The following is a 22,625-nucleotide window of genomic DNA, read 5'->3' as shown; positions in this document are numbered from 1 at the left end:
AAAAGTATCAAAATGACAATTCACATTGGCGCCGAAAAAGGCGAAATCGCCGAGACCGTGCTTTTGCCGGGTGATCCGTATCGTGCGAAATGGGCCGCCGAAACTTTTCTGAGCAATGTGCGGCAAATCAACGATGTCCGCGGGATGCTGGGTTTCACCGGCGAATGGAAAGGAAACCCGGTCACCATTCAGGGCAGCGGAATGGGAATGCCGTCGCTGTCCATTTACGTAAATGAACTGATCCGGGACTACGGTGCAAAAACCCTGATCCGCATCGGGTCTTGCGGCGGCATGCAAGAAAACGTGAAGGTCCGGGATGTTATCCTGGCCATGACGTCAACGACGCTCAGCACCCCGTCCCGGGGCATCATGAAAGAGCTCAACTTTGCGCCTTGTGCAGATTGGGGCCTGCTGCAGGCTGCCGCCAAAGCAGCCGAGGCCAAGGGCACGGCAACCCATATCGGCGGCATCTACTCGTCTGACGTTTTCTATGACGAACGCCCCGACCTGAACGAACAGATGGTGCGTCACGGAATCCTGGGTGTCGAAATGGAGGCAGCCGAGCTGTATATCCTGGCCGCGCGGCACAAATGCCGGGCCTTGGCGGTTCTGACCGTGTCCGATCACCTTCTGACCGGCGAGGCTCTGCCCTCGTCCGAGCGCCAGAGCAGCTTTGGTGACATGGTGGAAATTGCGCTGCAGGCCGCCTTCCCGAACGCCTGACACAAACCGGCCCGGGTCACCCCCGGGCCTCAGCGCCCATGCGTACGGTCATAGCCATTGGGCGCCGGACTTTGCCATCCGCTCAGCGTGCCTTCGGCAGGTTCGAAAACCTCGACCAACAGCGGGTGACAGGCGGCGGTATCCGACGAGTGCTCGGACGAGCAATCCCCACCCGGACAGGCGCTGAGGTCTCCCAGAAGGTCGATTTCCGCGAAGAACTCCAAGTAGTCACCCGGTCGAACCGGTGAAGCCTTCATGAAATACTGCCCCGTATCGCGGGTAAAGCCAGTGCACATGAATACGTTCAACACGTCGTGCACCAAACGCTCGGCCACCGGAATTTCCAGACCAGTATGGTCAGCCAGCGCCCGGGTCAGGTTGGAGTGGCAGCAATGATGGTATTGAGTGCCCGACAGCAAGTTTCCGGTATAGGGATCGCAACGCGTTCCGATCACGTCATGCACCGACCCGCCATATTGATCGATTCCGTACCAGTCCAAGGTGTCCGCAACGATCGTGGCCATCGGGCGCAGATAGGGAAAGCTGGACCATAGCCGCTCGCCGGTCGTGACATGGGTGCCATGCAATGCACGCGTCTTGCCCGAATAGAAACGTTCGTTCAGGTCGTGCAGGTTCCACAGGTTCAGGTCGCCGACCTGCGGGCCTTCGACTGAGGTGATCCGAAAGAAGTGTCCGGCCGGCACCTCAAAGCAACGGGCATCACGTGGCGGCACCAGAACTTCGGCTGTCTTTCGCGCGCTCTTTCGGGCGTCCAGCAGCAGGTCAAGGTCAACGCTGGGCAGGGTGTCATTTAAGTAGCAAATGACCGGAGCGATCCCGCGGCGGGTGGCGGCATCCGAAGGAGGATTTGGCATTCTGCATCTTTCCGCTGTTTTGCGCAGATTGACCCAGAATGACCTTTGGGAAAACCCCGTTTCCCTCAGGTAAAAAGGCTTATTTCCGTTCGCATCGCGTGGGCTGCGTCTCGGAGACGGAAACCGCCCCGCAATACGCACAACTCCACGTGCCGGCTTGCCTGTGCTGCCGCCACCGGCAGTCCCGGGTCAAAGAAGACGTGCGTGAACGCCAGACGAAATAGGCGAACACGCCGGCGCCGAGCAGAAGCAGAAGAACAGGCATTCCCCTGCTTCGCGCAATATGCGCCGGGACTCAAGACTTGGCTTGGTAAACTCAGGCCGCGTTGGCGTATTCAAACAGCTCCGGCTCTGCATCTTTTGCAGGCTTGACCGGCTCGGGCTCGTAGTAGGCCCAGGCTTGCTCAAGATATTCCAAGGCTTTGGCTGCGTCTGTTTTTTTGGATTCGTTCTTCATCGGAGTGATCCTGTTTCCAATCCGTCACTCCTCCCCGGTGCCGAACATAGTCTTGGCCGGGGCGGCCCACATCCAATGATTTCGCATGTGGGCCATGCACTTGCCGCAACGCGGCAAGCACGTTGGTCGTCATCGTTCAAACTGCGCGTTCGACCATCATCTTCTTGATCTCGGCAATCGCCTTGGCCGGGTTCAGACCCTTGGGGCAGGTCTTTGCGCAGTTCATGATCGTATGGCACCGATACAGCTTGAACGGATCCTCAAGCTGATCCAGACGCTCGCCGGTGGCCTCGTCGCGGCTGTCGATAATCCAGCGATAGGCATGCAGCAGCGCGGCGGGACCAAGGTACCGGTCGCCATTCCACCAATAGCTGGGGCACGAAGTCGAGCAGCTGGCGCACATGACGCATTCGTACAGACCATCCAGTTTTTTTCGGTCTTCGATCGACTGCTTCCATTCTTTTGCAGGGCGGTTGGTCTTGGTCTCCAGCCACGGCATGATCGAAGCGTGCTGCGCATAGAAATGTGTCAGATCCGGGATCAGGTCCTTGACCACCGGCATGTGCGGCAGCGGGTAGATCTTCACGTCGCCCTTGATCTCGTCCATGCCGTAGATGCAAGCCAGCGTGTTGATCCCGTCGATGTTCATCGCGCAGGAACCGCAGATCCCCTCGCGGCACGACCGACGGAAGGTCAGGGTCGGGTCGACCTTGTTCTTGATGTAGATCAGCGCATCCAGAACCATCGGCCCGCAATCGTCCATGTCGACGAAATAGGTGTCGACCCGAGGGTTCTGCCCGTCATCCGGATTCCAGCGATAGATCTGGAACTTACGCACGTTGCTCGCGCCTTCCGGTTTCGGCCAGGTTTTGCCCGTCGTAATCCGGGAATTCGTAGGGAGGGTCAGTTGGACCATGTGTTCCTCTCCTCAGAATGTCCGCGCCTTGGGCGCGATCTTTTCAAGGCTGATACCGCCTTCAGCCTCGGTGCTCAGCGGATCGACGATGACCGGGCGATAGCTGAGTTCGATCTTGTTCCCGTCAACCCGGGACACGGTGTGAACACGCCAGTTTTCGTCATCGCGCTCGGTGAAGTCTTCGTGTGCATGAGCGCCGCGGGATTCCTTCCGCGCTTCGGCGCCAACGATAGTGGCAAGCGCGTTGGGCATCAGGTTGGTCAGCTCCAGCGTCTCCATCAAGTCGCTGTTCCAGATCAGGCTGCGATCCGTGACCTTGATGTCCTCCATCTTGGCCGCGATTGCAGTCATCTTCTCGACCCCTTCGGCCAGGGTCTTGGCTGTCCGGAACACCGCAGCATCCGCCTGCATGGTTTTCTGCATTTCAAGCCGCAGATCGGCCGTCGGGATTGCACCGCTGGCATTGCGCACCGCATCGAACCGATCAAACGCCTTGTCGACCGAGGCCTGATTCAGGACCGGGTTGGGCGTTTCGGGGTCGACGACCTTGCCCGCCCGGATCGCCGCCGCACGGCCAAAGACCACGAGGTCGATCAACGAGTTCGAGCCCAACCGGTTCGCTCCGTGAACCGACGCGCAACCGGCTTCGCCGACGGCCATGAGGCCGGGCACGACGGCGTTCGGATCGTCGGCGGTCGGGTTCAACACCTCGCCCCAATAGTTGGTCGGAATACCGCCCATGTTGTAGTGCACGGTCGGAAGAACCGGGATCGGTTCCTTGGTGACATCCACACCGGCGAAGATCTTTGCGCTTTCCGAGATGCCCGGCAAACGCTCGTGCAGGGCTTCGGCCGGAAGATGGCTCAGGTTCAGGTGAATATGGTCGCCTTCGGGACCGACGCCGCGCCCTTCGCGGATTTCCATGGTCATCGAACGCGAGACATAGTCGCGCGGTGCAAGGTCCTTGTATTGGGGCGCATAGCGCTCCATGAACCGTTCACCTTCCGAGTTGGTCAGATATCCACCTTCGCCGCGGGCGCCTTCGGTGATCAGGCAGCCCGAGCCGTAGATCCCGGTCGGGTGAAACTGCACGAACTCCATGTCCTGCAAGGCCAGACCGGCACGGGCCACCATGCCGCCGCCGTCGCCGGTGCAGGTGTGGGCCGAGGTCGCGCTGAAATAGGCGCGGCCGTAACCGCCCGTGGCCAGAACCACCATCTTGGCGTTGAAGACATGCATGGTGCCGTCGTCCAGCTTCCAGCAGACGACGCCTTGGCACTGCCCATCTTCGGACATGATCAGGTCAATGGCGAAATATTCGATGTAGAATTCCGCATTGTTCTTCAGTGATTGCCCGTACAGCGTGTGCAGGATCGCGTGACCGGTCCGGTCGGCAGCAGCACAGGTACGCTGAACTGCGGGGCCTTCACCGAATTCGGTCGTGTGGCCACCAAAGGGGCGCTGGTAGATCTTGCCTTCTTCGGTGCGCGAGAACGGCACACCGTAATGCTCCAACTCATAGACGGCCTTGGGTGCTTCGCGCGCCAGGTATTCCATCGCGTCGGTGTCACCCAGCCAGTCCGAGCCCTTGACGGTGTCATACATGTGCCACTGCCAATGGTCGGGGCCCATGTTCGACAGCGACGCCGCAATGCCACCCTGCGCCGCAACGGTGTGCGAGCGGGTCGGAAAAACCTTGGTTACGCAAGCGGTGCGCAGACCTTGTTCGGCCATGCCCAGCGTGGCACGCAAACCGGCCCCACCGGCGCCGACCACGACCACATCATATTCGTGCGTTTCGTATTCGTAAGCAGCCATTTCATTCAGCTCCGGGGTGTTAGAGGGCAATGCGGGCGACGGCGAAGATACCTGCGGCCGCGGCGCCATATGAGAGACACTTCACGAGAATGATCAGAACCTTTTCCATTGTGCCGTGCACATAGTCCTCGATCATCACCTGGGCACCATCAGCGAAATGCTTGAACCCGACGGCCAGCGTCAGAGCCGCCACGATCGCCGGGAATGGCCGCGAGTAATAGTCCAGCACCACGTCAAAGGGCTGTCCCAGCGTGGGGCCAAATGTGAAGACAAAAAGCGGGACAAGGATCAGCAGCGCAACCGAGCTGACCTTCATCGCCCAAAAGTGTTCGGTACCCGACTTGGCCGATCCCAGGCCTACGGCGCGTTTGCGGTCGGTAAGATAACGCATGTCAGCCTCCCTCAGGCAACGATCAACAGTGTCAGAAAAGTCAGCACGAAAGAGCCGATCACAACCGCCCAGCCCAGCTTGTAGGCTGTCGGGATATCCAGTCCGATCGCGTTGTCCCAGATTAGGTGCCGGATACCGGCCAGCGTGTGGTACCAAAGACCCCAAAGCGACAGTGCCATGACCAAGTCCCCGAGGAGCGACGTGATCACACCATTGGCGCGATCAAAGGCTTCGGGCGACGTGGCTGCGGCCAGGAACCACCAGACGATCAACAGCGCGGCCACCAACATGGCGTTGCCGGTGATCCGGGTCAGGATGGAAGTGACAGAGGTCAACTGCGGACGATAGATCGACAGATGCGGCGATAGCGGGCGGTTCCCCCGATTGACATCGGCCATGGCGGCTCCTTTTGAGGTTGGCTACCGAAGTTTTTACTCCATTTTGCGACCCTGTCACGCGCTGCGCGCGCAAAAAAGATCAAATCACCCGCAATTCGGCCGATAATTCGGAAACGTGATCACACAAAATATTCTCGTGATCACAAAATGCATTCCAGCCCACCAATGTTAGCGTTTTCAAGGGTCAAGCAATGTGATCACGAATCTTTCTGCGCTCAGCGCAGATCGGCAGTCTGCCGCGTGACTTCACGCAGAAGTTTTTTCCGGATCCGTTCGGGATAGTCCTTGAAACCGGCAGCCGATACGACGAAGGCCCCTTCGCCGACTATGACGTTTTCAAAGAAATAGGCCGTCAGGTCTGGTTCGCTCTCCTCGATCGCAATTGCGTTCACCGTGATCCCCTGACGGCGCAAAAGGTCCCGGATCTCGGTGGGTTCAACCCCTTCGTTCGAGACGCCGTCCCCCGAGATGTCGATCAGATGACGCTTGCACTCGGGCACCTCGAGAAAGCTGTTCACTGTCATTTCCAGCGCCTCACCGATCGCGGTCGAGAAATTGCGCCAGACACGCGGATCGGCCGACACTTTTGCTGCAAACGCCTCCAGTGCGTCGAACCCGTCAATTTTGGTCCAGGGGATGGTGATCCGCTGCCGCGAGGTCCCGGTCCATTGCACCAGCATCAACCGGGCCTGGCCGCGCACCAGGGCCTCGGACACGACCGGGTCGCGCAGTCCGGCCGCCAGGCCATCCATCTGGATGCGGTATTCCGAACTGTCGACCGAGCCGGACACATCCACGGCCAGCGCCAGCGCCAGATCGCAGGCCAGCGCCGGGCGGGCAAGGCAAAGTGCAGCGGCAAGGATACGCAGAAAAGACATGAGCCAAACCTAGCACGGTTCGGCCCGGTCGGGATCACAAGACTGTGGGGGTCAGCCCGCTCAGATCGGCATCAGCGCCCAATAGTCCAGATCCAGCAGGACGTCGGGGCTGTATTTTCCATCCGGGCCGTGCAGCGCAAAGGGCTCGCCGCCCTTGGTCGCCACCAGTCGCAGCCGGATCGCGCCCACGCCGGGCACGCCGGTTTCGGCCTTGCCCAGCACCTCGGACCACGCCTTGATGGTGTCGCCCGCGAAACAAGGGTTGGCATGGGCCCCGCCGTTCAGTCCGACGATCATTTGCGCATTGGCCAGCCCGTTGAACGACAGCGCGCGCGCCATCGAGATCACATGGCCGCCATAAATCAGCCGCCCATCGGGGCGGAAGGTCAGGTCGAAATGCACTTTTGCGGTGTTCTGCCAGAGGCGGGTGGCCAGCATGTGCTCGGCCTCCTCCACGGTCACGCCATCGACGTGATCGATCATTTCTCCCGTTTTGTAATCGCCCCAGCGGTGGTTTTCTCCGGATTGTACAAAATCGTAATCCGAGAAATCCAGCCCGTTCGGCACCACGAGGTCACCGGGCGCCAGCGCCTTTTTCAGGTCCGGCACCACGGTTTCGGGCGCCAGCGCATCAAGGTTCGATTTCCGCACCATCACCCAGCGCACATATTCGATCACCACTTCGTCGCGCTGATTCAGGCCGCGCGTGCGCACCCAGACCACGCCGGTCTTGCCGTTCGAGTTCTGTTTCAGCCCGATGACCTCGGTTTCCGACCGCAGGGTGTCACCGGGATAGACCGGCTGCAGCCAGCGCCCCTCGGCATAGCCCAAGTTCGCGACCGCGTTCAGCGAGATGTCCGGGACCGTCTTGCCGAACACCACATGGAACGCCGCCAGATCGTCGATCGGGCTTTGCGGCAGACCGCAGCTCCGGGCGAACTCGTCCGAGGAATAGAGCGCGTGGCGGGCGGGATAGAGCGCATGATAGAGCGCGCGCTCGCCCACCGTCACGGTGCGGGGCACCGCGTGATGCAGCACCTGCCCGATGGAGTAATCCTCGAAAAAGCGGCCCGGATTGGTCTTTGCCATTACTGCTGTCCCAGTTTCATGTCGGGGGAATAGTCGGCCGCGACCTCCTTGGTCACGGCCTGCGCACAGCGCATCTTGCTGGTGGACGGATCGAACGCATAGGCCGGAGAGCCGTGCAGCTCCCACCCTTTGGCCAGCGCCTCGGACACCTTGTGGCAGAAGTCCGAGGTGTCCTCTTCAGTCAGCAGTCGATAAAGTTTTGCCATCACATCACCTGCCTAGCCCGGGAACGGAGACGGGCCGACCAGCCCATGAATGTGGCCGATGATGCCCAGCAGCACGATCGAGGCCACGAAGAACATCGCGTCCTTGCCCAGCGTTCCGGGCTCGCCCGGGGTCCAGTCGGGCTCGGATTTGTTGATGACGATCACTTCGACCACGGCCCAGGCCAACAGGCCGCCGAACAGGATGATCGACGCCAGATCACCATTGACCAGCAGATGCGCAAAGGCCCAGAGCTTGAACCCGCCCAGCATCGGGTGACGCACCTTGTTCAGCAGTCGGCCCTTGGTTCCGGCCGGGCTCATCATCCAGATGGCGATCAGCACCAGCAGGTTGTTGATGTGGATCATGAAGCTGGGCGGTGCCCAGACATGGATGAAATCGGTCATGCGATAGCCGAAGATCATCAGCAGGATCGACACGACAAGCGCACCCGCGACGGCGCCCTTTCCGGCGTCACCCATGGCCGCGCGGCGCGCGGGCATCAGACGTTTGAACAGATGCGCGGCCCACCAAAGCGCCACACCGAGAATGAGAAGAACGAAGCCCATGCTGGCTTACCCCGCTTGCAAAGCTGATATCGCCTCTGCTTTTGCCAGAATTTCGCGGGCAGTTACAACGTGCAGGTTTTCCACGATCTTGCCATCGACCACGGCAACGCCCTGCCCCTTTGCCTCGACCTCTTCGAAAGCGGCGATCTGGCGGCGGGCCAGGTCGATCTCGGCCTCTGACGGGGCAAAGGCGGTGTTGGCGGTCTCGATCTGCGCGGGGTGGATCAGGGTCTTGCCGTCGAAACCCATGTCGCGGCCCTGCGCACATTCCACGGCCAGACCTTCGGTATCCTTGAAGGCGTTGTAGACGCCGTCGACGATCACCAGCCCCTCGGCCTTGGCGGCCAGCAGGCACAGGCCAAGCGAGGTCATCAGCGGCAGGCGGTCAGGGCGGAAGCGGGTCTGCAATTCTTTCGCCAGATCATTGGTGCCCAAGACAAAACCCGCCATCAGCGGATGCGCCGCGATCTCGGCCGCGTTCAGCATCCCGCGCGGGGTTTCCATCATCGCCCAGATCGGCAGGTCGCCGGTGATCGCGGCCAGCGCATCCACGTCGGCGGCCGAGTTGACCTTGGGCAGCAGCACCACGTCGGCATCCATCTCGCGCACGGCCTCGGCATCGGCACGGCCCCAGTCGGTGTCCAGACCGTTGATTCGAACGATCTTGACGCGTGGGCCGTATCCGCCCGTCGCCAGCGCGGCCTTGAGCGTTTCGCGTGCGTTCTCTTTTTCATCGGCGGCAACCGCGTCTTCCAGGTCGAAGATAATGGCATCGACCGGCAGCGTGCGCGCCTTGTCGAGCGCCCGTTCCTTGGAGCCGGGAATGTACAGAACAGAGCGGTAGGGGCGCTGGCGCGGGTCCATGGGAACCTCTCGTTGAAATAAAGTTGCGCAGAATGGGGCATTTTTTGCCGGAAACTTCAAGGCCAAAATCGCCGCATTGCAGCATGTGACGCAACGCGCGGTGGTTTCACCGCAATTGCAGAGGGTTCCGGCAGCCTTGGTCCGATCAACAGGCAAAGGGGGCCGGAAATGAATAAGCGTTTGTTTCAGATGACGATGGGGCTGGGCATCATGGTGCTGGCGGCGCAGCAGGTACAGGCGCAAACGCCGAACTGTGCGCCCCGGCCGGACGTGCTGCAGCGGCTGGCCGAGACCTATGGCGAGACCCGGCGCGGCATCGGCATGGCGCGGCAGGGTGCGGTGATGGAGGTCTTTGCCTCGGACGACACCGGCACCTGGACGATCACGGTGACCCTGCCCAACGGGCTGACCTGCCTGGTGGCCGCGGGCGAGGCCTATGAGGTGCTGGCCGAAGCTCTGCCGCCGAACACCTGAGGATCAGGTCAGCGCGTCCCAGATCAGCTTTGACCCGGTCAGGGTCAGCAGAACATAGGCGATGCCGAAGAACAGCCGCTCGGACATCATCCAATGGGCACGCACGCCCAGCCAGGCGCCAAGGATGGCAAAGGGGGTCAGCAGCAGGTCGGCCCAGGCGGTCTGCAGCGTGAACATGCCCAGATAGGCGTAGGGGACGAACTTGGCGATGTTGATGACCCAGAAGACCAGCACGGTGGTGGCCTGGAACTCGGTTTTCGTCAGGCGTTGCGACAGCAGGTAGACGGCGGCGGGCGGGCCGCCGGCGTGGCTGACAAAGCTGGTGAAGCCAGCGACCAGCCCGGCGAACAGCCCGGCCGGAGGCGGCAGGCGGTTGGCGAAACCGCGCACCCAGCCGCGGGATTGCGCCACATGCCAGACCACGAAGCCCACCGAGATGCCCCCGATCAGCAGGCGCAGCAGGTCTTCGTCGGTCGCCCGGTACAGCAGCGCGCCCAGCGCCACACCCGGCACTGCCCCCAGCATCAGCAGACGCGCGTCGGGCCAGTTCCACCGTTTCCAGTAGGGGCGCAGGGTGGCCAGGTCGATCACCATCAGGATCGGCAACATCAGCGCCAGCGCCTGCCCCGGATCAAGGATCAACGCCAGAATCGACGACGACGCAAAAGCCACGCCCGAGCCGAAGCCGCCCTTGGAAATGCCCGCAAAGATCACAGCCGGGATCGCCACGGCAAAAAACATCAGGTTCAATTCAACCATGCGGCGGCCCCGAAACGGCTTGTCCTGCGGGTGGTTTAGCGCAACCGGCAGGGGGCAGGCAAACGGTATGCGGTCGCATGCCGCGCCGCAGAACCCTTGCGCAACGGCGTTTTAGCGACTAGCAAAACCGCGATTTCAAAACCGACCGGAGACAATCCAAATGGCCAGACCCAAGATCGCGCTGATCGGCGCAGGTCAGATCGGGGGCACGCTTGCCCACCTCGCAGCAATGAAGGAACTGGGGGATGTCGTTCTTTTCGACATCGCCGAGGGCATCCCGGAAGGCAAGGCGCTGGACATCGCCGAATCCGGCCCGTCCGAGGGCTTTGACGCCAAGCTGAAAGGCACCCAATCCTACGAGGACATCGCCGGTGCCGATGTCTGCATCGTGACCGCCGGTGTGCCGCGCAAGCCGGGCATGAGCCGCGATGACCTGCTGGGCATCAACCTGAAGGTCATGAAGTCGGTCGGTGAGGGCATCGCCGCCAATGCACCCGACGCCTTCGTCATCTGCATCACCAACCCGCTGGACGCGATGGTCTGGGCGCTGCGCGAATTCTCGGGCCTGCCCCACAACAAGGTCTGCGGCATGGCCGGCGTGCTGGACTCGGCCCGCTTCCGCCACTTCCTGGCCGAAGAGTTCGACGTATCGATGAAGGACGTCACCGCCTTTGTTCTGGGCGGCCATGGCGACACGATGGTACCGTCGGTGCGTTATTCGACCGTTGCGGGCATCCCGCTGCCCGACCTGGTCAAGATGGGCTGGACCACGCAGGAGAAGCTGGACGCCATCGTACAGCGTACCCGTGACGGCGGCGCCGAGATCGTCGGCCTGCTGAAGACCGGCTCGGCCTATTACGCCCCCGCGACCTCGGCGATTGAAATGGCCGAAGCCTATCTGAAGGATCAGAAGCGCGTTCTGCCCTGCGCCGCCTATTGCGATGGCGAGTTGGGCGTGAAGGGCATGTATGTGGGCGTCCCGACCGTGATCGGCGCCGGCGGAATCGAAAAGGTCGTCAACATCCAGCTCAATGAAGAAGAGCAGGCCGGTTTCGACAATTCGGTCAACGCCGTGAAAGGTCTGATCGAGGCCTGCAAGGGCATCGACAGCTCATTGGCCTGATACATTGATCGGATCTTTGGACCCCACCAAAGATCCGGCCAAAGGCATGACACCCTGCCCCGCTGGCTCCAACCGGCGGGGCATTTCTTTTGAGCTCTCGAGTTCTATCGGAACATCCCAAGCCACCTGGCTACTCCCAGAAGCATCCCGCCAAGTGCGACCAGCAAGGCGGAAACGACCCAGAACGCATGCGGACTTTGGGCGCCGGGAATGCCACCGACATTGATCCCCAGAACACCCGCCACCAGGCCCAGCGGCAGAAAGACCGCGCTGACCACTGACAGCACGAGCATACGGTTGTTCATACGTTCGGCCCGTTCATCCATCAGCTGATCGTGTATGATCTGAACCCGTTCCCGTACAGCCGCCAAATCCTCGCCGATCCGGTAGATGCGCTCCGAGGCTTCGCGCAACCGCGACCGGTCGTGAGCCTGCAGCCACGGCACGTCTTCAATCTCGAGCGTCGTCAACGCGTCGCGCTGGGGTACCAGATACCGGCGCAGAACGATGGAGGACCTGCGGATCGCCGCCAGCTCAGACCGGGAAATCTCGGCATTCGCCTCAAGAAGCGCCTCTTCTAGATCATCCACACGTTCATTCAGATCAGTGATCGCAGGTTCGGCCCTATCTGCCAGCCGCAAGGCCAAGCGCGCGACGAAGTCACCCGGCGACTTCGGTGCCTGCCCGCGGTCGATGGCCGCCAGCATGTCCGCAACCGCATCCAAGGGGCGGCGCCAGACACCGATGATCTTGTTCTCCGTCAACCACAGCCTGACCGAGATCATGTCCTCGGGCGGTTGCCCTTCTTGCAGGTTCACTCCGCGCAGGTTCAGGATTACGCCATCGCCATGGACGGTACAGCGGGGCCGGGTCTCGTCCGCCGTCAGAGCGTCGATCACGAACTCATCAAGCCCGCCGGCGCGTAGAAGCGGAGCCGTGCCTGGCGCTTCCAGCCTCAGGTGTTGCCAAGCGAACTGCCCCTCCGATCCAGCCGGTATCCAGCTGGCAAAGTCATCGGGGCCCAGTGACACGGCTTTGCCGGATCCGTCGAATATCCAGGTCATGACATCGGGGAAATCTGGGTTCGGCACTGTCATCTGCTCGGAGCTTGTTCATGTTTGACCTGCCCGACCCAACCAGACCCACACAGGCCCGGTCAGATTAGCCAGCCTGCGAGAATGCGCCAAGCCCCGAAAGCCTGACAGGTCCGGTCCCGCCACTTCGAACGCTACCGGAAATGTTGGCGCAAACGGGTTGCGAACACGGTCTTCGAATATGTTTTCAAAGCCTATTCTGACTCGCTCGAATCATTTTTTGGCACCGGTTTGTTTGTGATCACACCCCGAAAATGTGTGATCACAAATGCTGAAAATCTTCGGCAAATAGCGCGATCGCAGCAGAAAACCCTTTAATTTTTACCGCTAGACACCCCTATAACGATCTAATCGCAGTCAGACGGGACAGTTTCGATGAACATTCACGAATATCAGGCCAAGGCTCTTCTTCGCAGCTATGGCGCTCCGGTCTCCGACGGACGTGCAGTTCTGCGCGCCGAGGAAGCCAAAACAGCCGCCGGTGAACTGGACGGCCCCCTTTGGGTGGTCAAGGCACAGATCCACGCGGGCGGCCGCGGCAAAGGTCACTTCAAAGAGGCCGATGCCGGTGAAAAGGGCGGTGTCCGTCTGACCAAATCGGTGGAAGAAGCCGCCGAAGAAGCCAAGAAGATGCTGGGCCGCACGCTGGTCACCCACCAGACCGGCCCCGTAGGCAAGCAGGTCAACCGCGTTTACATCGAGGCCGGTTCGGGCATCGAGCGCGAGCTGTACCTGGCCCTGCTGGTGGACCGCCAGACCAGCCGCATCTCGTTCGTGTGCTCGACCGAAGGCGGTATGGACATCGAAGAAGTAGCCGCAGCGACACCCGAGAAAATCCTGTCCTTCTCGGTTGACCCGGCCACTGGGTACCAGCCGTATCACGGCCGGCGCATCGCCTTCTCGCTGGGTCTGGAAGGCGCGCAGATCAAGCAATGCGTGCGCCTGATGGGCATCCTGTACAAGGCCTTCGTCGAGAAGGACATGGAGATGCTGGAGATCAACCCGCTGATCGTGGCCGAAGGCGGCGACCTCAAGGTGCTGGACGCCAAGCTGAGCTTTGACGGCAACGCGGTCTACCGCCACCCCGACATCGCCGAACTGCGCGACACCACCGAGGAAGACCCCAAGGAACTGGAAGCCAGCAAATACGACCTGAACTACATCGCGCTGGACGGCGAGATCGGCTGCATGGTCAACGGCGCGGGTCTGGCGATGGCGACGATGGACATCATCAAGCTGTACGGTGCGGAGCCAGCCAACTTCCTCGATGTGGGCGGCGGTGCGACCAAAGAGAAAGTGACCGAGGCGTTCAAGATCATCACCAGCGACCCGAATGTCAAAGGCATCCTGGTCAACATCTTCGGCGGCATCATGCGTTGTGATGTGATTGCCGAGGGCGTGGTTGCGGCCGTGAAAGAGGTTGGCCTGCAGGTTCCGCTGGTCGTGCGTCTGGAAGGCACGAATGTCGAGAAAGGCAAAGAGATCATCAACACCTCTGGCCTGGATGTGATCGCGGCGGACAACCTGAAAGACGGTGCCGAGAAGATCGTGAAGGCAGTCAAAGGCTGAACCCGATAACTCAGGGCGGGTCGCGGCCCGCCATTCCGATGAATGCTGGCGGGTCAGATCCCGCCGAAAACAGGAGAACGCCAAATGGCAGTCCTCATCGACGAAAATACCAAAGTGATCTGTCAGGGCTTTACTGGCTCGCAGGGCACGTTCCACTCTGAACAGGCCATCGCCTATGGCACCAAGATGGTCGGCGGTGTGACCCCGGGCAAAGGCGGTATGGAGCATCTGGGCCTGCCCGTGTTCAACTCGGTGCACGAGGCCAAGCACATGACCGAGGCCAACGCGACCGTGATCTATGTGCCGCCGCCCTTTGCCGCGGATTCGATCCTCGAAGCCATCGACGCCGAGATGGAAGTGATCGTCTGCATCACTGAGGGCATCCCGGTTCTGGACATGATGAAGGTGAAGCGCGCGCTGGAAGGCAGCAAATCGCGCCTGATCGGCCCGAACTGTCCCGGCGTCATCACGCCCGACGCCTGCAAAATCGGCATCATGCCCGGCCACATCCACAAGCGCGGTTCGGTCGGCGTCGTGTCGCGTTCCGGCACGCTGACCTATGAGGCGGTCAAGCAGACCACCGATGTGGGTCTGGGCCAGTCCACCTGCGTAGGCATCGGCGGCGACCCGATCAAAGGCACCGAGCATATCGACGTGCTGGAATGGTTCCTGGCCGATGACGAGACCGAGTCGATCATCATGATCGGCGAGATCGGCGGTTCGGCCGAGGAAGAAGCCGCGCAGTTCCTGGCGGATGAGGCCAAGAAGGGCCGCAAGAAGCCGGTTGCCGGTTTCATCGCCGGCCGCACGGCGCCTCCGGGCCGCCGCATGGGCCACGCGGGCGCGATCGTCGCCGGCGGCAAGGGCGGTGCCGAGGACAAGATCGAAGCCATGCGCAGCGCCGGCATCGTCGTGGCCGAAAGCCCGGCGCAGCTGGGCGAGGCTGTGCTGGAAGCAATCGGCAAGTAAACCGCCGGCCCCTTGCGCGGGCTGGCCTCAGCGGAGCGAAACACATGACCTTCAACGAAGCCGTCAAAACGTGTTTCTCCAAATACTTCACATTCTCGGGGCGGGCCTCTCGCCCCGAGTATTGGTATTTTTTCCTGTTCATTCTGGTCTGGAGCGCAATCGCCACGGTCATCGACTGGCATTTCTTCGGACAGGTCACGACCGTGCAATCCGAAGGCTCGGTCGAGGTGACCGCCACATCCAGCCAGCCGGTGCAGAGCATCGTGTCGCTGATCGTGTTCTTTCCGCATCTGGCCGTGGCGTGGCGGCGCATGCATGACACCGGGCGCAACGGTCTCTATGCGCTGTTGCCGATCCTTTTGATCCTTGGGGCTTTTGCCGTTCTGGTCTTCGGCATCGGTCTCGCCTCAAGCTTCCAGCATGGCGGAAGCCTCGACATCCTGTTCACGCGCGCCACGCTGCTGATCGTCATTCCGACACTGCTTGTTCTTCTGGTGTCGCCCCTCCTGGTTCTGTGGTGGCTGTCCCGCCCCAGCCAGCCAGGCACCAACAAATACGGTCCCAACCCATATGAGGTAACCCAATGACCGAACACTCGCCCAATTCTGCTTTCCATGCCTCGAGCTTCATGCAGGGGCACAATGCCGAGTACCTGGAGCAGCTTTATGCCCAGTACACAAAGGATCCCGGCGCAATCGATGCGGCCTGGGCCGAGTTTTTCCGGCAGATGGGAGACGCGGCACCGGACGTCCAGAAAGAGGCCGAAGGGCCGTCGTGGGCGCGCCCCGACTGGCCACCGATACCGAATGATGACCTGACCGGCGCCCTGACCGGCGAGTGGATTGAGGTCGACGCCAAGGCAGCGGGCAACAAGATCAAGGAAAAGGCCGCCAAGGCAGGGGTTGATGTCAGCGGCGAACAGATCAAGCGCGCGGTGCTGGATTCGATCCGCGCGCTGATGCTGATCCGGGCCTATCGGATCCGGGGTCACCTGGCCGCCGATCTGGACCCACTTGGCATGCGCGCCGCGACCAACCATCCCGAGTTGGACCCCAAGACCTATGGCTTTACCGATGCCGACATGGACCGGCCGATCTTTATCGACAACGTGCTGGGTCTGCAGATGGCCAGCATGCGCCAGATCGTCGAGATCGTGAAGCGCACCTATTGCGGCACTTTCGCGCTGCAGTACATGCACATCTCGAACCCCGAGGAGGCCGCCTGGCTGAAAGAGCGGATCGAAGGTTATGGCAAGGAAATCTCGTTCACACGGGAAGGCCGCAAGGCGATCCTGAACAAGATGGTCGAGGCCGAGGGCTTTGAGAAGTTCCTGCATGTGAAATACATGGGCACCAAGCGGTTCGGTCTGGACGGGGGCGAGGCGCTGATCCCGGCGATGGAACAGATCATCAAGCGTGGCGGCGCTCTGGGCCTGAGCGATATCGTGATCGGCATGCCGCACCGCGGACGTCTGAACATCCTGGCCAACGTGATGGGCAAACCCTACCGCGCCATCTTCAATGAGTTCCAGGGCGGCAGCTTCAAGCCCGAGGACGTGGATGGGTCGGGCGACGTGAAATATCACCTCGGTGCGTCCAGCGACCGTGAGTTCGACGGCAATACCGTGCACCTGTCGCTGACGGCGAACCCGTCTCACCTCGAGGCCGTGAACCCGGTTGTTCTTGGCAAGGTCCGGGCCAAGCAGGACCAGCTTGGCGACACCGATCGCAGCAAGGTCATGGGCATTCTTCTCCACGGCGACGCGGCCTTTGCCGGCCAGGGTGTCGTGGCCGAAGGCTTTGGCCTGTCCGGTCTGCGCGGTCACAAGACCGGCGGCACCATGCATATCGTGGTGAACAATCAGATCGGCTTTACGACTGCGCCGCATTTCTCGCGGTCGAGCCCGTACCCGACCGATATTGCGTTGATGGTCGAGGCGCCAATCTTCCACGTGAACGGCGACGACCCCGAGGCGGTGGTGCACGCGGCCAAGGTCGCGACCGAGTTCCGCCAGAAGTTCCACAAGGACGTGGTCATCGACATCTTCTGCTACCGCCGGTTCGGTCACAACGAGGGCGACGAGCCCATGTTCACCAACCCGATCATGTACAAGAAGATCAAGACCCACAAAACCACGCTGTCGCTGTACACCGAGCGGCTGGTCAAGGACGGTCTGATCCCCGAGGGCGAGATCGAGGACATGAAGGCCGCCTTCCAGGCGCATCTGAACGACGAGTTTGAGGCCGGCAAGGATTACAAACCCAACAAGGCCGACTGGCTGGATGGCCGGTGGTCGCATCTGGACAAGAACAAGGAAGAATATGTCCGCGGCGACACTGCAATCACGCCGGACACGCTGGCCGAGGTCGGCAAGGCGCTGGTGACGGTGCCCGAAGGATTTGCCCTGCACAAGACGGTAGGTCGCCTTCTCGAGCACAAAAAGCAGATGTTCGAAACCGGTGAGGGCTTTGACTGGGCCACCGGCGAGGCGCTGGCCTTCGGGTCGCTGCTGACCGAGGGCTATCCGGTACGCCTGTCGGGGCAGGACGCCACCCGCGGCACATTCAGCCAACGCCATTCGGGTTTCATCAACCAGGAGACCGAAGAGCGCTACTATCCCCTGAACCACATCCGCGCCGGACAGTCGCAGTACGAAGTGATCGACTCGATGCTGTCGGAATACGCGGTGCTGGGCTTCGAATACGGCTATTCGCTGGCCGAGCCCAACGCGCTGGTTCTGTGGGAGGCCCAGTTCGGCGATTTCGCCAACGGCGCGCAGATCATGTTCGACCAGTTCATCAGCTCGGGCGAAAGCAAATGGTTGCGCATGTCCGGTCTGGTCTGCCTGCTGCCGCACGGGTTCGAGGGGCAAGGCCCCGAGCACTCGTCGGCACGACTGGAGCGGTTCCTGCAGATGTGCGGCCAGGACAACTGGATCGTGGCCAACTGCACAACGCCTGCGAACTATTTCCACATCCTGCGCCGTCAGCTGCACCGCACTTTCCGCAAGCCGCTGATCCTGATGACGCCCAAATCTTTGCTGCGCCACAAGCTGGCGATCAGCAATGCTGAGGACTTCACCACCGGGTCCAGCTTCCACCGGGTGCTGTGGGACGACGCGCAAAAGGGCAATTCGGATACCCAACTGGTGCCTGACGACAAGATCAAGCGCGTGGTGATGTGTTCGGGCAAGGTCTACTACGACCTGCTCGAGGAGCGCGACGCGCGCGGGATCGACGACGTCTATCTGCTGCGGATCGAGCAATACTATCCGTTCCCGGCCCATTCGCTGATCAACGAGCTTGAGCGGTTCAAACAAGCCGAGATGGTCTGGTGCCAGGAAGAGCCCAAGAACCAGGGCGCCTGGGGATTCATCGAACCCAACATCGAATGGGTCCTGTCCCGCATCGGCGCCAAGCATACCCGGCCGATCTATGCCGGCCGCGCCACCTCGGCCTCGCCCGCAACGGGTCTGGCCAGCCAACACAAAGCCCAACAAGAAGCGCTGGTGAACGAAGCGCTGACCATTGAAGGATAATTAACGATGACGATTGAAGTTCGTGTTCCCACGCTGGGCGAGTCCGTCACCGAAGCCACGGTCGCAACTTGGTTCAAGAAACCCGGCGATGCCGTCGCCGTGGATGAAATGCTGTGCGAGCTTGAGACGGACAAGGTCACCGTCGAGGTTCCGTCGCCCGCAGCCGGCGTGATGGGCGAGATCGTAGCCGCCGAAGGTGAGACGGTCGGCGTTGATGCGCTGTTGGCAACGATCCAGGCCGGTGAGGGTGCGGCCCCCGCTCCAAAAGCTGAAGCCGCTCCGGCAGCGGCTCCTGCGGCCTCGGGTGGCAGCGTCGACGTGATGGTTCCGACACTGGGTGAGTCGGTCACCGAAGCGACCGTATCGACCTGGTTCAAGAAGGTCGGCGATACCGTCGCACAGGACGAAATGCTGTGCGAATTGGAGACCGACAAGGTCTCGGTTGAAGTCCCGGCTCCGGCTGCGGGTGTACTCGCGGAGATCGTGGCCCCCGAAGGCGCGACGGTCGACGCGGCCGCCAAGCTTGCCGTGATCTCGGGCGCTGAAGCAGGCGCCGCACCGGCTGCGCCAGCCGCGGCAGCCCCTGCCCCGGCAGCAGCCGCCACCGGCAAGGACGTGGCCAATGCGCCGTCGGCCGAAAAGGCCATGGCCGAAGCCGGTCTGTCGGCCGATCAGGTCACCGGCACCGGCCGCGATGGTCGCATCATGAAGGAAGACGTGGCCCGCGCCGTCGCAACCGCCGCTGCCCCTGCCGCGGCCGCTCCGGCACCGGCCGCAGCCCCGCGCGCGCCCGTAGCCGCCGAGGACGCCGCCCGCGAGGAACGCGTGCGCATGACGCGCCTCCGCCAGACCATCGCCAAGCGTCTGAAGGACGCACAGAACACCGCTGCGATCCTGACCACCTACAACGAGGTGGACATGACCGAGGTGATGGCCCTCCGCAACCAGTACAAAGACCAGTTCGAGAAGAAGCACGGCGTGCGCCTGGGCTTCATGTCGTTCTTCACCAAGGCCTGCTGCCACGCGCTGAAAGAGGTGCCCGAGGTCAATGCCGAGATCGACGGCAATGACATCGTCTACAAGAACTACGTCCACATGGGCGTCGCCGCCGGCACTCCGCAGGGCTTGGTGGTTCCGGTGATCCGCGACGCGGACCGGATGTCCTTCGCCGAGATCGAGAAAGCCATCGCCGAGAAGGGCAAGCGCGCCCGTGACGGCAAGCTGAGCATGGCCGAAATGCAGGGCGGCACCTTCACCATCTCGAATGGCGGCGTCTATGGCTCGCTGATGTCCTCGCCGATCCTGAACCCCCCGCAGTCGGGCATTCTGGGCATGCACAAGATTCAGGAACGTCCGATGGTCATCAACGGTGAGATCAAGATCCGTCCGATGATGTATCTGGCGCTGTCCTATGACCACCGCATCGTCGACGGCAAGGGCGCGGTCACCTTCCTAGTGCGCGTGAAAGAGGCGCTGGAAGACCCGCGCCGTCTGTTGATGGATCTGTGATCATGGCGACGCATGTACTCTGGCAGGCCGACGTGGCCGATTTCGACGCCTGGCTGAAGGTGTTCCGCGAGGACAAGCCGATGCGCAAGGCGGCCGGGATTGTCGATCTGCACGTCTGGAAAGACCCCGAACAGCGCGATCATGCGGTTGCCCTGTTCGAGATTACCGATCTGGACCGGGCCCAGAGCTTCATCGAATCGGAAGAGCTGGCCATGCACCATGAACGTGGCGGCGTCGCACATATTCAGGTGAAGGTTCTGACACCTGTCTGAACAGGCACCCAGGCGATCCACCCCGTGGGTCGCCTTTTCAAAAAGAACACTCCGCGGATTTGGGAGAACAAAATGGCTAACTATGACGTCATCGTAATCGGCGCCGGTCCCGGCGGCTATGTCTGCGCCATCCGCTGCGCGCAGCTGGGCCTGAAAACCGCCGTCGTCGAAGGGCGCGAGACGCTGGGCGGCACCTGTCTGAACGTGGGCTGCATTCCGTCCAAGGCGCTGCTGCATGCCAGCCATCAGCTGCACGAGGCCGAGCACAACTTTGCCAAGATGGGCCTCAAGGGCAAAAGCCCCTCGGTCGACTGGAAACAGATGCTGGCCTACAAGCAGGACGTGATCGACACCAATACCAAGGGCGTCGAGTTCCTGTTCAAGAAGAACAAGATCGACTGGCTCAAGGGCTGGGGCTCGATCCCCGCGCCCGGCAAGGTAAAGGTCGGCGACGAAGTGCACGAGGCCAAGAACATCATCATCGCCTCCGGCTCCGAGGCGGCCTCGCTGCCCGGCGTCGAGGTCGACGAGAAGGTCGTCGTAACCTCGACCGGCGCGCTCGAGCTGGGCAAGATCCCGAAAAAGCTGGTGGTGATCGGCGCAGGCGTGATCGGGCTGGAACTGGGCTCGGTCTATCAGCGTCTGGGCGCCGAGGTGACGGTGATCGAATATCTGGACGTCATCACCCCGGGCATGGACCCCGAGGTGCAGAAGACCTTCCAGCGCATCCTGAAAAAACAGGGCCTGAACTTCGTCATGGGCGCCGCCGTGCAAAAGACCGAGGCCACCAAGACCAAGGCCAAGGTGACCTACAAGCTGCGCAAGGATGACAGCGAGCACGTGATCGAGGCCGACACCGTTCTGGTCGCCACCGGGCGCAAGCCGTTCCATGACGGGCTGGGTCTGGAGGCGCTGGGGGTCGAGCTGACTCCGCGCGGCCAGATCAAGGTCGGCAAGGACTGGCAGACCAACGTGCCGGGCATCTACGCCATCGGCGACGTGATCGAAGGCCCGATGCTGGCCCACAAGGCCGAGGACGAAGGCATGGCCGCTGCCGAAGTGGTCGCCGGCAAGCATGGGCACGTAAACTATGGCGTCATTCCGGGCGTGATCTACACTTGGCCCGAGGTTGCCAATGTCGGCGAGACCGAGGCCACGCTCAAAGAGCAGGGCCGCGCCTACAAGGTCGGCAAGTTCAGCTTCATGGGCAATGGCCGCGCCAAGGCGAACTTTGCCGCCGACGGGTTCGTCAAGATCCTGGCCGACAAGGAGACCGACCGCATCCTGGGCTGCCACATCATCGGCCCCGGCGCGGGCGACCTGATCCACGAGGTCTGCGTTGCGATGGAGTTCGGCGCCTCGGCCGAGGATCTGGCGCTGACCTGCCACGCGCACCCGACCTATTCCGAGGCCGTGCGCGAGGCGGCGCTGGCCTGCGGCGACGGGCCGATCCACGCCTGATGAGTTCGGCTCCGGCGGTCAGGCCGCCGGAGTCAGCCACGCCCGCAGATAGGTTTCCAGCCGGTCGGTGAAAGTCGTCGCTGAATGCAGGGCGCAGAATTTCAGTGACATGGCTTGGATGGCAAAGGCCTGCACGCCCTCGGCCAGCAGGTCGGTCGACACGTCCTGTCTAACCTCGGCCTGATCCAGCCACATCATCACGATCCGGAAGTATTTCTCGAAGCAATAGGCAATCGGCCCAATTTCAGAGATCGCGGCCGCCCCGGAATAGCGGATCAGCAGGTCGAACACATAGCGTTCGGACATCATGAAATCATGCACCGGGGCCAGGGCCTCGATGATCTGGGGCACGGTTTTCGGCGGTTCCGCCGCCTGCGCCTGATCCAGACAGGCGTCCAGCTTTTCGCCGATCAGGATCTCCATCAGCGCGTCCTTGTCGTGGAAATGGGCAAAGAAGGTGCCCTTGGCCACACCGGCGGCCTGCACCACCTCTTCCACGCGCAACGCCTGGTATCCGTTCTTCTGCACCACGTCTGCCGCCGCCTGCAGCAGCTTGGCGCGGGTCTTCAGGGTTCGTTTCTGAATCGTCTTCTGCATGAGGCTTGTTCGCATGTTTTTTGACCGTGGTCAAATTTAATATTGACCGTGGTCAATTTTTGATTTTATAAACTGACC

General features: G+C 61.7%; 24 protein-coding genes. 10 read left to right on the top strand and 14 right to left on the bottom strand.

Features of this window, described 5'->3' with window-relative positions; all coding sequences use genetic code 11:
- Positions 1 to 12: 12 nt before the first annotated feature.
- Positions 13 to 723: a purine-nucleoside phosphorylase gene (gene deoD / locus ACR0CU_RS16360; RefSeq protein ID WP_170367636.1), complete on the top strand. Its 711-nt coding sequence runs from the start codon at positions 13 to 15 to the stop codon at positions 721 to 723.
- 29 nt (positions 724 to 752) lie between these two features.
- Here the strand turns inward: deoD and ACR0CU_RS16355 are convergent, their stop codons facing one another.
- From ACR0CU_RS16355 to ACR0CU_RS16305, 11 genes are all read right to left on the bottom strand, one after another.
- Positions 753 to 1,598, bottom strand: a complete 846-nt coding sequence (locus tag ACR0CU_RS16355) for an urea carboxylase-associated family protein (RefSeq protein ID WP_480643450.1) — start codon at positions 1,596 to 1,598, stop codon at positions 753 to 755.
- Positions 1,599 to 1,914: 316 nt separating this feature from the next.
- Positions 1,915 to 2,055, bottom strand: a complete 141-nt coding sequence (locus tag ACR0CU_RS16350) for a hypothetical protein (protein WP_170343320.1) — start codon at positions 2,053 to 2,055, stop codon at positions 1,915 to 1,917.
- Positions 2,056 to 2,191: 136 nt separating this feature from the next.
- Positions 2,192 to 2,971 (bottom strand): succinate dehydrogenase iron-sulfur subunit, encoded by a 780-nt coding sequence (locus ACR0CU_RS16345; protein WP_170343321.1) that lies wholly within the window; start codon positions 2,969 to 2,971, stop codon positions 2,192 to 2,194.
- 12 nt (positions 2,972 to 2,983) lie between these two features.
- Positions 2,984 to 4,789: a succinate dehydrogenase flavoprotein subunit gene (sdhA, locus tag ACR0CU_RS16340; protein WP_170448475.1), complete on the bottom strand. Its 1,806-nt coding sequence runs from the start codon at positions 4,787 to 4,789 to the stop codon at positions 2,984 to 2,986.
- A gap of 19 nt (positions 4,790 to 4,808) precedes the next feature.
- A complete protein-coding gene (sdhD, locus tag ACR0CU_RS16335; protein ID WP_093963475.1) occupies positions 4,809 to 5,180 on the bottom strand; it encodes a succinate dehydrogenase, hydrophobic membrane anchor protein in 372 nt (123 codons plus the stop codon).
- 11 nt (positions 5,181 to 5,191) lie between these two features.
- Positions 5,192 to 5,578: a succinate dehydrogenase, cytochrome b556 subunit gene (sdhC, locus tag ACR0CU_RS16330; protein ID WP_170343324.1), complete on the bottom strand. Its 387-nt coding sequence runs from the start codon at positions 5,576 to 5,578 to the stop codon at positions 5,192 to 5,194.
- 215 nt (positions 5,579 to 5,793) lie between these two features.
- The gene (locus ACR0CU_RS16325; RefSeq protein ID WP_170448477.1) at positions 5,794 to 6,456 is read right to left on the bottom strand and encodes a DUF1194 domain-containing protein; all 663 of its coding nucleotides are present in this window, start codon (positions 6,454 to 6,456) and stop codon (positions 5,794 to 5,796) included.
- Between the two features lie 60 nt (positions 6,457 to 6,516).
- Positions 6,517 to 7,545 carry a MaoC family dehydratase gene (locus tag ACR0CU_RS16320; protein ID WP_170448479.1) on the bottom strand — a complete coding sequence of 343 codons (1,029 nt, stop codon included), beginning with the start codon at positions 7,543 to 7,545 and terminating at the stop codon, positions 6,517 to 6,519.
- Positions 7,545 to 7,751 (bottom strand): DUF1737 domain-containing protein, encoded by a 207-nt coding sequence (locus tag ACR0CU_RS16315; RefSeq protein WP_170343327.1) that lies wholly within the window; start codon positions 7,749 to 7,751, stop codon positions 7,545 to 7,547. Before ACR0CU_RS16315 ends, ACR0CU_RS16320 begins: the two co-directional genes overlap by 1 nt.
- A 12-nt stretch (positions 7,752 to 7,763) precedes the next feature.
- Positions 7,764 to 8,318 carry an NnrU family protein gene (locus tag ACR0CU_RS16310; RefSeq protein WP_170448481.1) on the bottom strand — a complete coding sequence of 185 codons (555 nt, stop codon included), beginning with the start codon at positions 8,316 to 8,318 and terminating at the stop codon, positions 7,764 to 7,766.
- Between the two features lie 6 nt (positions 8,319 to 8,324).
- Positions 8,325 to 9,182 carry an HpcH/HpaI aldolase/citrate lyase family protein gene (locus tag ACR0CU_RS16305; protein ID WP_170448482.1) on the bottom strand — a complete coding sequence of 286 codons (858 nt, stop codon included), beginning with the start codon at positions 9,180 to 9,182 and terminating at the stop codon, positions 8,325 to 8,327.
- Positions 9,183 to 9,350: 168 nt separating this feature from the next.
- On the opposite strand from ACR0CU_RS16305, the gene ACR0CU_RS16300 reads away from it, so the two are divergent.
- Positions 9,351 to 9,656 carry a hypothetical protein gene (locus tag ACR0CU_RS16300; protein WP_170420753.1) on the top strand — a complete coding sequence of 102 codons (306 nt, stop codon included), beginning with the start codon at positions 9,351 to 9,353 and terminating at the stop codon, positions 9,654 to 9,656.
- Between the two features lie 3 nt (positions 9,657 to 9,659).
- Here ACR0CU_RS16300 and ACR0CU_RS16295 read toward each other — a convergent pair whose 3' ends face one another.
- Positions 9,660 to 10,415, bottom strand: a complete 756-nt coding sequence (locus tag ACR0CU_RS16295; protein WP_170342199.1) for a sulfite exporter TauE/SafE family protein — start codon at positions 10,413 to 10,415, stop codon at positions 9,660 to 9,662.
- 160 nt (positions 10,416 to 10,575) lie between these two features.
- Between ACR0CU_RS16295 and mdh the strand changes: the two genes are divergently transcribed.
- Positions 10,576 to 11,538, top strand: coding sequence for a malate dehydrogenase (gene mdh / locus ACR0CU_RS16290; RefSeq protein WP_170342201.1), 963 nt, complete (start codon positions 10,576 to 10,578; stop codon positions 11,536 to 11,538).
- Positions 11,539 to 11,642: 104 nt separating this feature from the next.
- Here mdh and ACR0CU_RS16285 read toward each other — a convergent pair whose 3' ends face one another.
- A complete protein-coding gene (locus ACR0CU_RS16285; RefSeq protein ID WP_170448485.1) occupies positions 11,643 to 12,635 on the bottom strand; it encodes a zinc transporter ZntB in 993 nt (330 codons plus the stop codon).
- Between the two features lie 372 nt (positions 12,636 to 13,007).
- Here ACR0CU_RS16285 and sucC point away from each other — a divergent pair, with 372 nt between their 5' ends.
- From sucC to lpdA, 7 genes are all read left to right on the top strand, one after another.
- Positions 13,008 to 14,201 (top strand): ADP-forming succinate--CoA ligase subunit beta, encoded by a 1,194-nt coding sequence (sucC, locus tag ACR0CU_RS16280; RefSeq protein ID WP_170448487.1) that lies wholly within the window; start codon positions 13,008 to 13,010, stop codon positions 14,199 to 14,201.
- Between the two features lie 84 nt (positions 14,202 to 14,285).
- The gene (sucD, locus tag ACR0CU_RS16275; protein ID WP_170448489.1) at positions 14,286 to 15,170 is read left to right on the top strand and encodes a succinate--CoA ligase subunit alpha; all 885 of its coding nucleotides are present in this window, start codon (positions 14,286 to 14,288) and stop codon (positions 15,168 to 15,170) included.
- Positions 15,171 to 15,214: 44 nt separating this feature from the next.
- On the top strand, positions 15,215 to 15,757 hold the full coding sequence (locus tag ACR0CU_RS16270; protein WP_170360119.1) for a DUF805 domain-containing protein: 543 nt from the start codon (positions 15,215 to 15,217) through the stop codon (positions 15,755 to 15,757).
- On the top strand, positions 15,754 to 18,708 hold the full coding sequence (locus tag ACR0CU_RS16265; protein ID WP_480643445.1) for a 2-oxoglutarate dehydrogenase E1 component: 2,955 nt from the start codon (positions 15,754 to 15,756) through the stop codon (positions 18,706 to 18,708). The genes ACR0CU_RS16270 and ACR0CU_RS16265 overlap by 4 nt, the downstream gene beginning before the upstream one ends.
- Before the next feature lie 6 nt (positions 18,709 to 18,714).
- Positions 18,715 to 20,217, top strand: a complete 1,503-nt coding sequence (gene odhB / locus ACR0CU_RS16260; RefSeq protein WP_170436057.1) for a 2-oxoglutarate dehydrogenase complex dihydrolipoyllysine-residue succinyltransferase — start codon at positions 18,715 to 18,717, stop codon at positions 20,215 to 20,217.
- A 2-nt stretch (positions 20,218 to 20,219) separates the two neighbouring features.
- A complete protein-coding gene (locus ACR0CU_RS16255) occupies positions 20,220 to 20,489 on the top strand; it encodes a hypothetical protein (protein ID WP_170342212.1) in 270 nt (89 codons plus the stop codon).
- 72 nt (positions 20,490 to 20,561) lie between these two features.
- The gene (lpdA, locus tag ACR0CU_RS16250) at positions 20,562 to 21,950 is read left to right on the top strand and encodes a dihydrolipoyl dehydrogenase (RefSeq protein WP_170448493.1); all 1,389 of its coding nucleotides are present in this window, start codon (positions 20,562 to 20,564) and stop codon (positions 21,948 to 21,950) included.
- Between the two features lie 18 nt (positions 21,951 to 21,968).
- On the opposite strand, the gene ACR0CU_RS16245 is transcribed toward lpdA, so the two are convergent.
- Entirely contained in the window at positions 21,969 to 22,547 is a 579-nt protein-coding gene (locus tag ACR0CU_RS16245; RefSeq protein ID WP_170342920.1) for a TetR/AcrR family transcriptional regulator, read from the bottom strand.
- Positions 22,548 to 22,625: the final 78 nt, after the last annotated feature.

Source organism: Ruegeria sp. BC2, assembly GCF_056539245.1.
The sequence above is the reverse complement of the archived record's forward strand: the minus strand, read 5'-3'. Positions and strand labels throughout refer to the sequence as shown.

Bases quoted from the DNA above. Each gene is read 5' to 3' on its own strand.
- ACR0CU_RS16295 (WP_170342199.1), bottom strand. From the start codon at position 10,415: ATGGTTGAATTGAACCTGATGTTTTTTGCCGTGGCGATCCCGGCTGTG.
- sdhC (WP_170343324.1), bottom strand. From the start codon at position 5,578: ATGGCCGATGTCAATCGGGGGAACCGCCCGCTATCGCCGCATCTGTCG.
- lpdA (WP_170448493.1), top strand. From the start codon at position 20,562: ATGGCTAACTATGACGTCATCGTAATCGGCGCCGGTCCCGGCGGCTAT.
- ACR0CU_RS16305 (WP_170448482.1), bottom strand. From the start codon at position 9,182: ATGGACCCGCGCCAGCGCCCCTACCGCTCTGTTCTGTACATTCCCGGC.
- ACR0CU_RS16265 (WP_480643445.1), top strand. From the start codon at position 15,754: ATGACCGAACACTCGCCCAATTCTGCTTTCCATGCCTCGAGCTTCATG.
- ACR0CU_RS16355 (WP_480643450.1), bottom strand. From the start codon at position 1,598: ATGCCAAATCCTCCTTCGGATGCCGCCACCCGCCGCGGGATCGCTCCG.
- sucC (WP_170448487.1), top strand. From the start codon at position 13,008: ATGAACATTCACGAATATCAGGCCAAGGCTCTTCTTCGCAGCTATGGC.
- ACR0CU_RS16285 (WP_170448485.1), bottom strand. From the start codon at position 12,635: ATGACAGTGCCGAACCCAGATTTCCCCGATGTCATGACCTGGATATTC.
- ACR0CU_RS16310 (WP_170448481.1), bottom strand. From the start codon at position 8,318: ATGGGCTTCGTTCTTCTCATTCTCGGTGTGGCGCTTTGGTGGGCCGCG.
- ACR0CU_RS16345 (WP_170343321.1), bottom strand. From the start codon at position 2,971: ATGGTCCAACTGACCCTCCCTACGAATTCCCGGATTACGACGGGCAAA.
- ACR0CU_RS16315 (WP_170343327.1), bottom strand. From the start codon at position 7,751: ATGGCAAAACTTTATCGACTGCTGACTGAAGAGGACACCTCGGACTTC.
- ACR0CU_RS16255 (WP_170342212.1), top strand. From the start codon at position 20,220: ATGGCGACGCATGTACTCTGGCAGGCCGACGTGGCCGATTTCGACGCC.
- ACR0CU_RS16300 (WP_170420753.1), top strand. From the start codon at position 9,351: ATGAATAAGCGTTTGTTTCAGATGACGATGGGGCTGGGCATCATGGTG.
- ACR0CU_RS16245 (WP_170342920.1), bottom strand. From the start codon at position 22,547: ATGCAGAAGACGATTCAGAAACGAACCCTGAAGACCCGCGCCAAGCTG.
- sdhD (WP_093963475.1), bottom strand. From the start codon at position 5,180: ATGCGTTATCTTACCGACCGCAAACGCGCCGTAGGCCTGGGATCGGCC.
- deoD (WP_170367636.1), top strand. From the start codon at position 13: ATGACAATTCACATTGGCGCCGAAAAAGGCGAAATCGCCGAGACCGTG.
- sdhA (WP_170448475.1), bottom strand. From the start codon at position 4,789: ATGGCTGCTTACGAATACGAAACGCACGAATATGATGTGGTCGTGGTC.
- ACR0CU_RS16325 (WP_170448477.1), bottom strand. From the start codon at position 6,456: ATGTCTTTTCTGCGTATCCTTGCCGCTGCACTTTGCCTTGCCCGCCCG.
- odhB (WP_170436057.1), top strand. From the start codon at position 18,715: ATGACGATTGAAGTTCGTGTTCCCACGCTGGGCGAGTCCGTCACCGAA.
- sucD (WP_170448489.1), top strand. From the start codon at position 14,286: ATGGCAGTCCTCATCGACGAAAATACCAAAGTGATCTGTCAGGGCTTT.
- mdh (WP_170342201.1), top strand. From the start codon at position 10,576: ATGGCCAGACCCAAGATCGCGCTGATCGGCGCAGGTCAGATCGGGGGC.
- ACR0CU_RS16270 (WP_170360119.1), top strand. From the start codon at position 15,215: ATGACCTTCAACGAAGCCGTCAAAACGTGTTTCTCCAAATACTTCACA.
- ACR0CU_RS16350 (WP_170343320.1), bottom strand. From the start codon at position 2,055: ATGAAGAACGAATCCAAAAAAACAGACGCAGCCAAAGCCTTGGAATAT.
- ACR0CU_RS16320 (WP_170448479.1), bottom strand. From the start codon at position 7,545: ATGGCAAAGACCAATCCGGGCCGCTTTTTCGAGGATTACTCCATCGGG.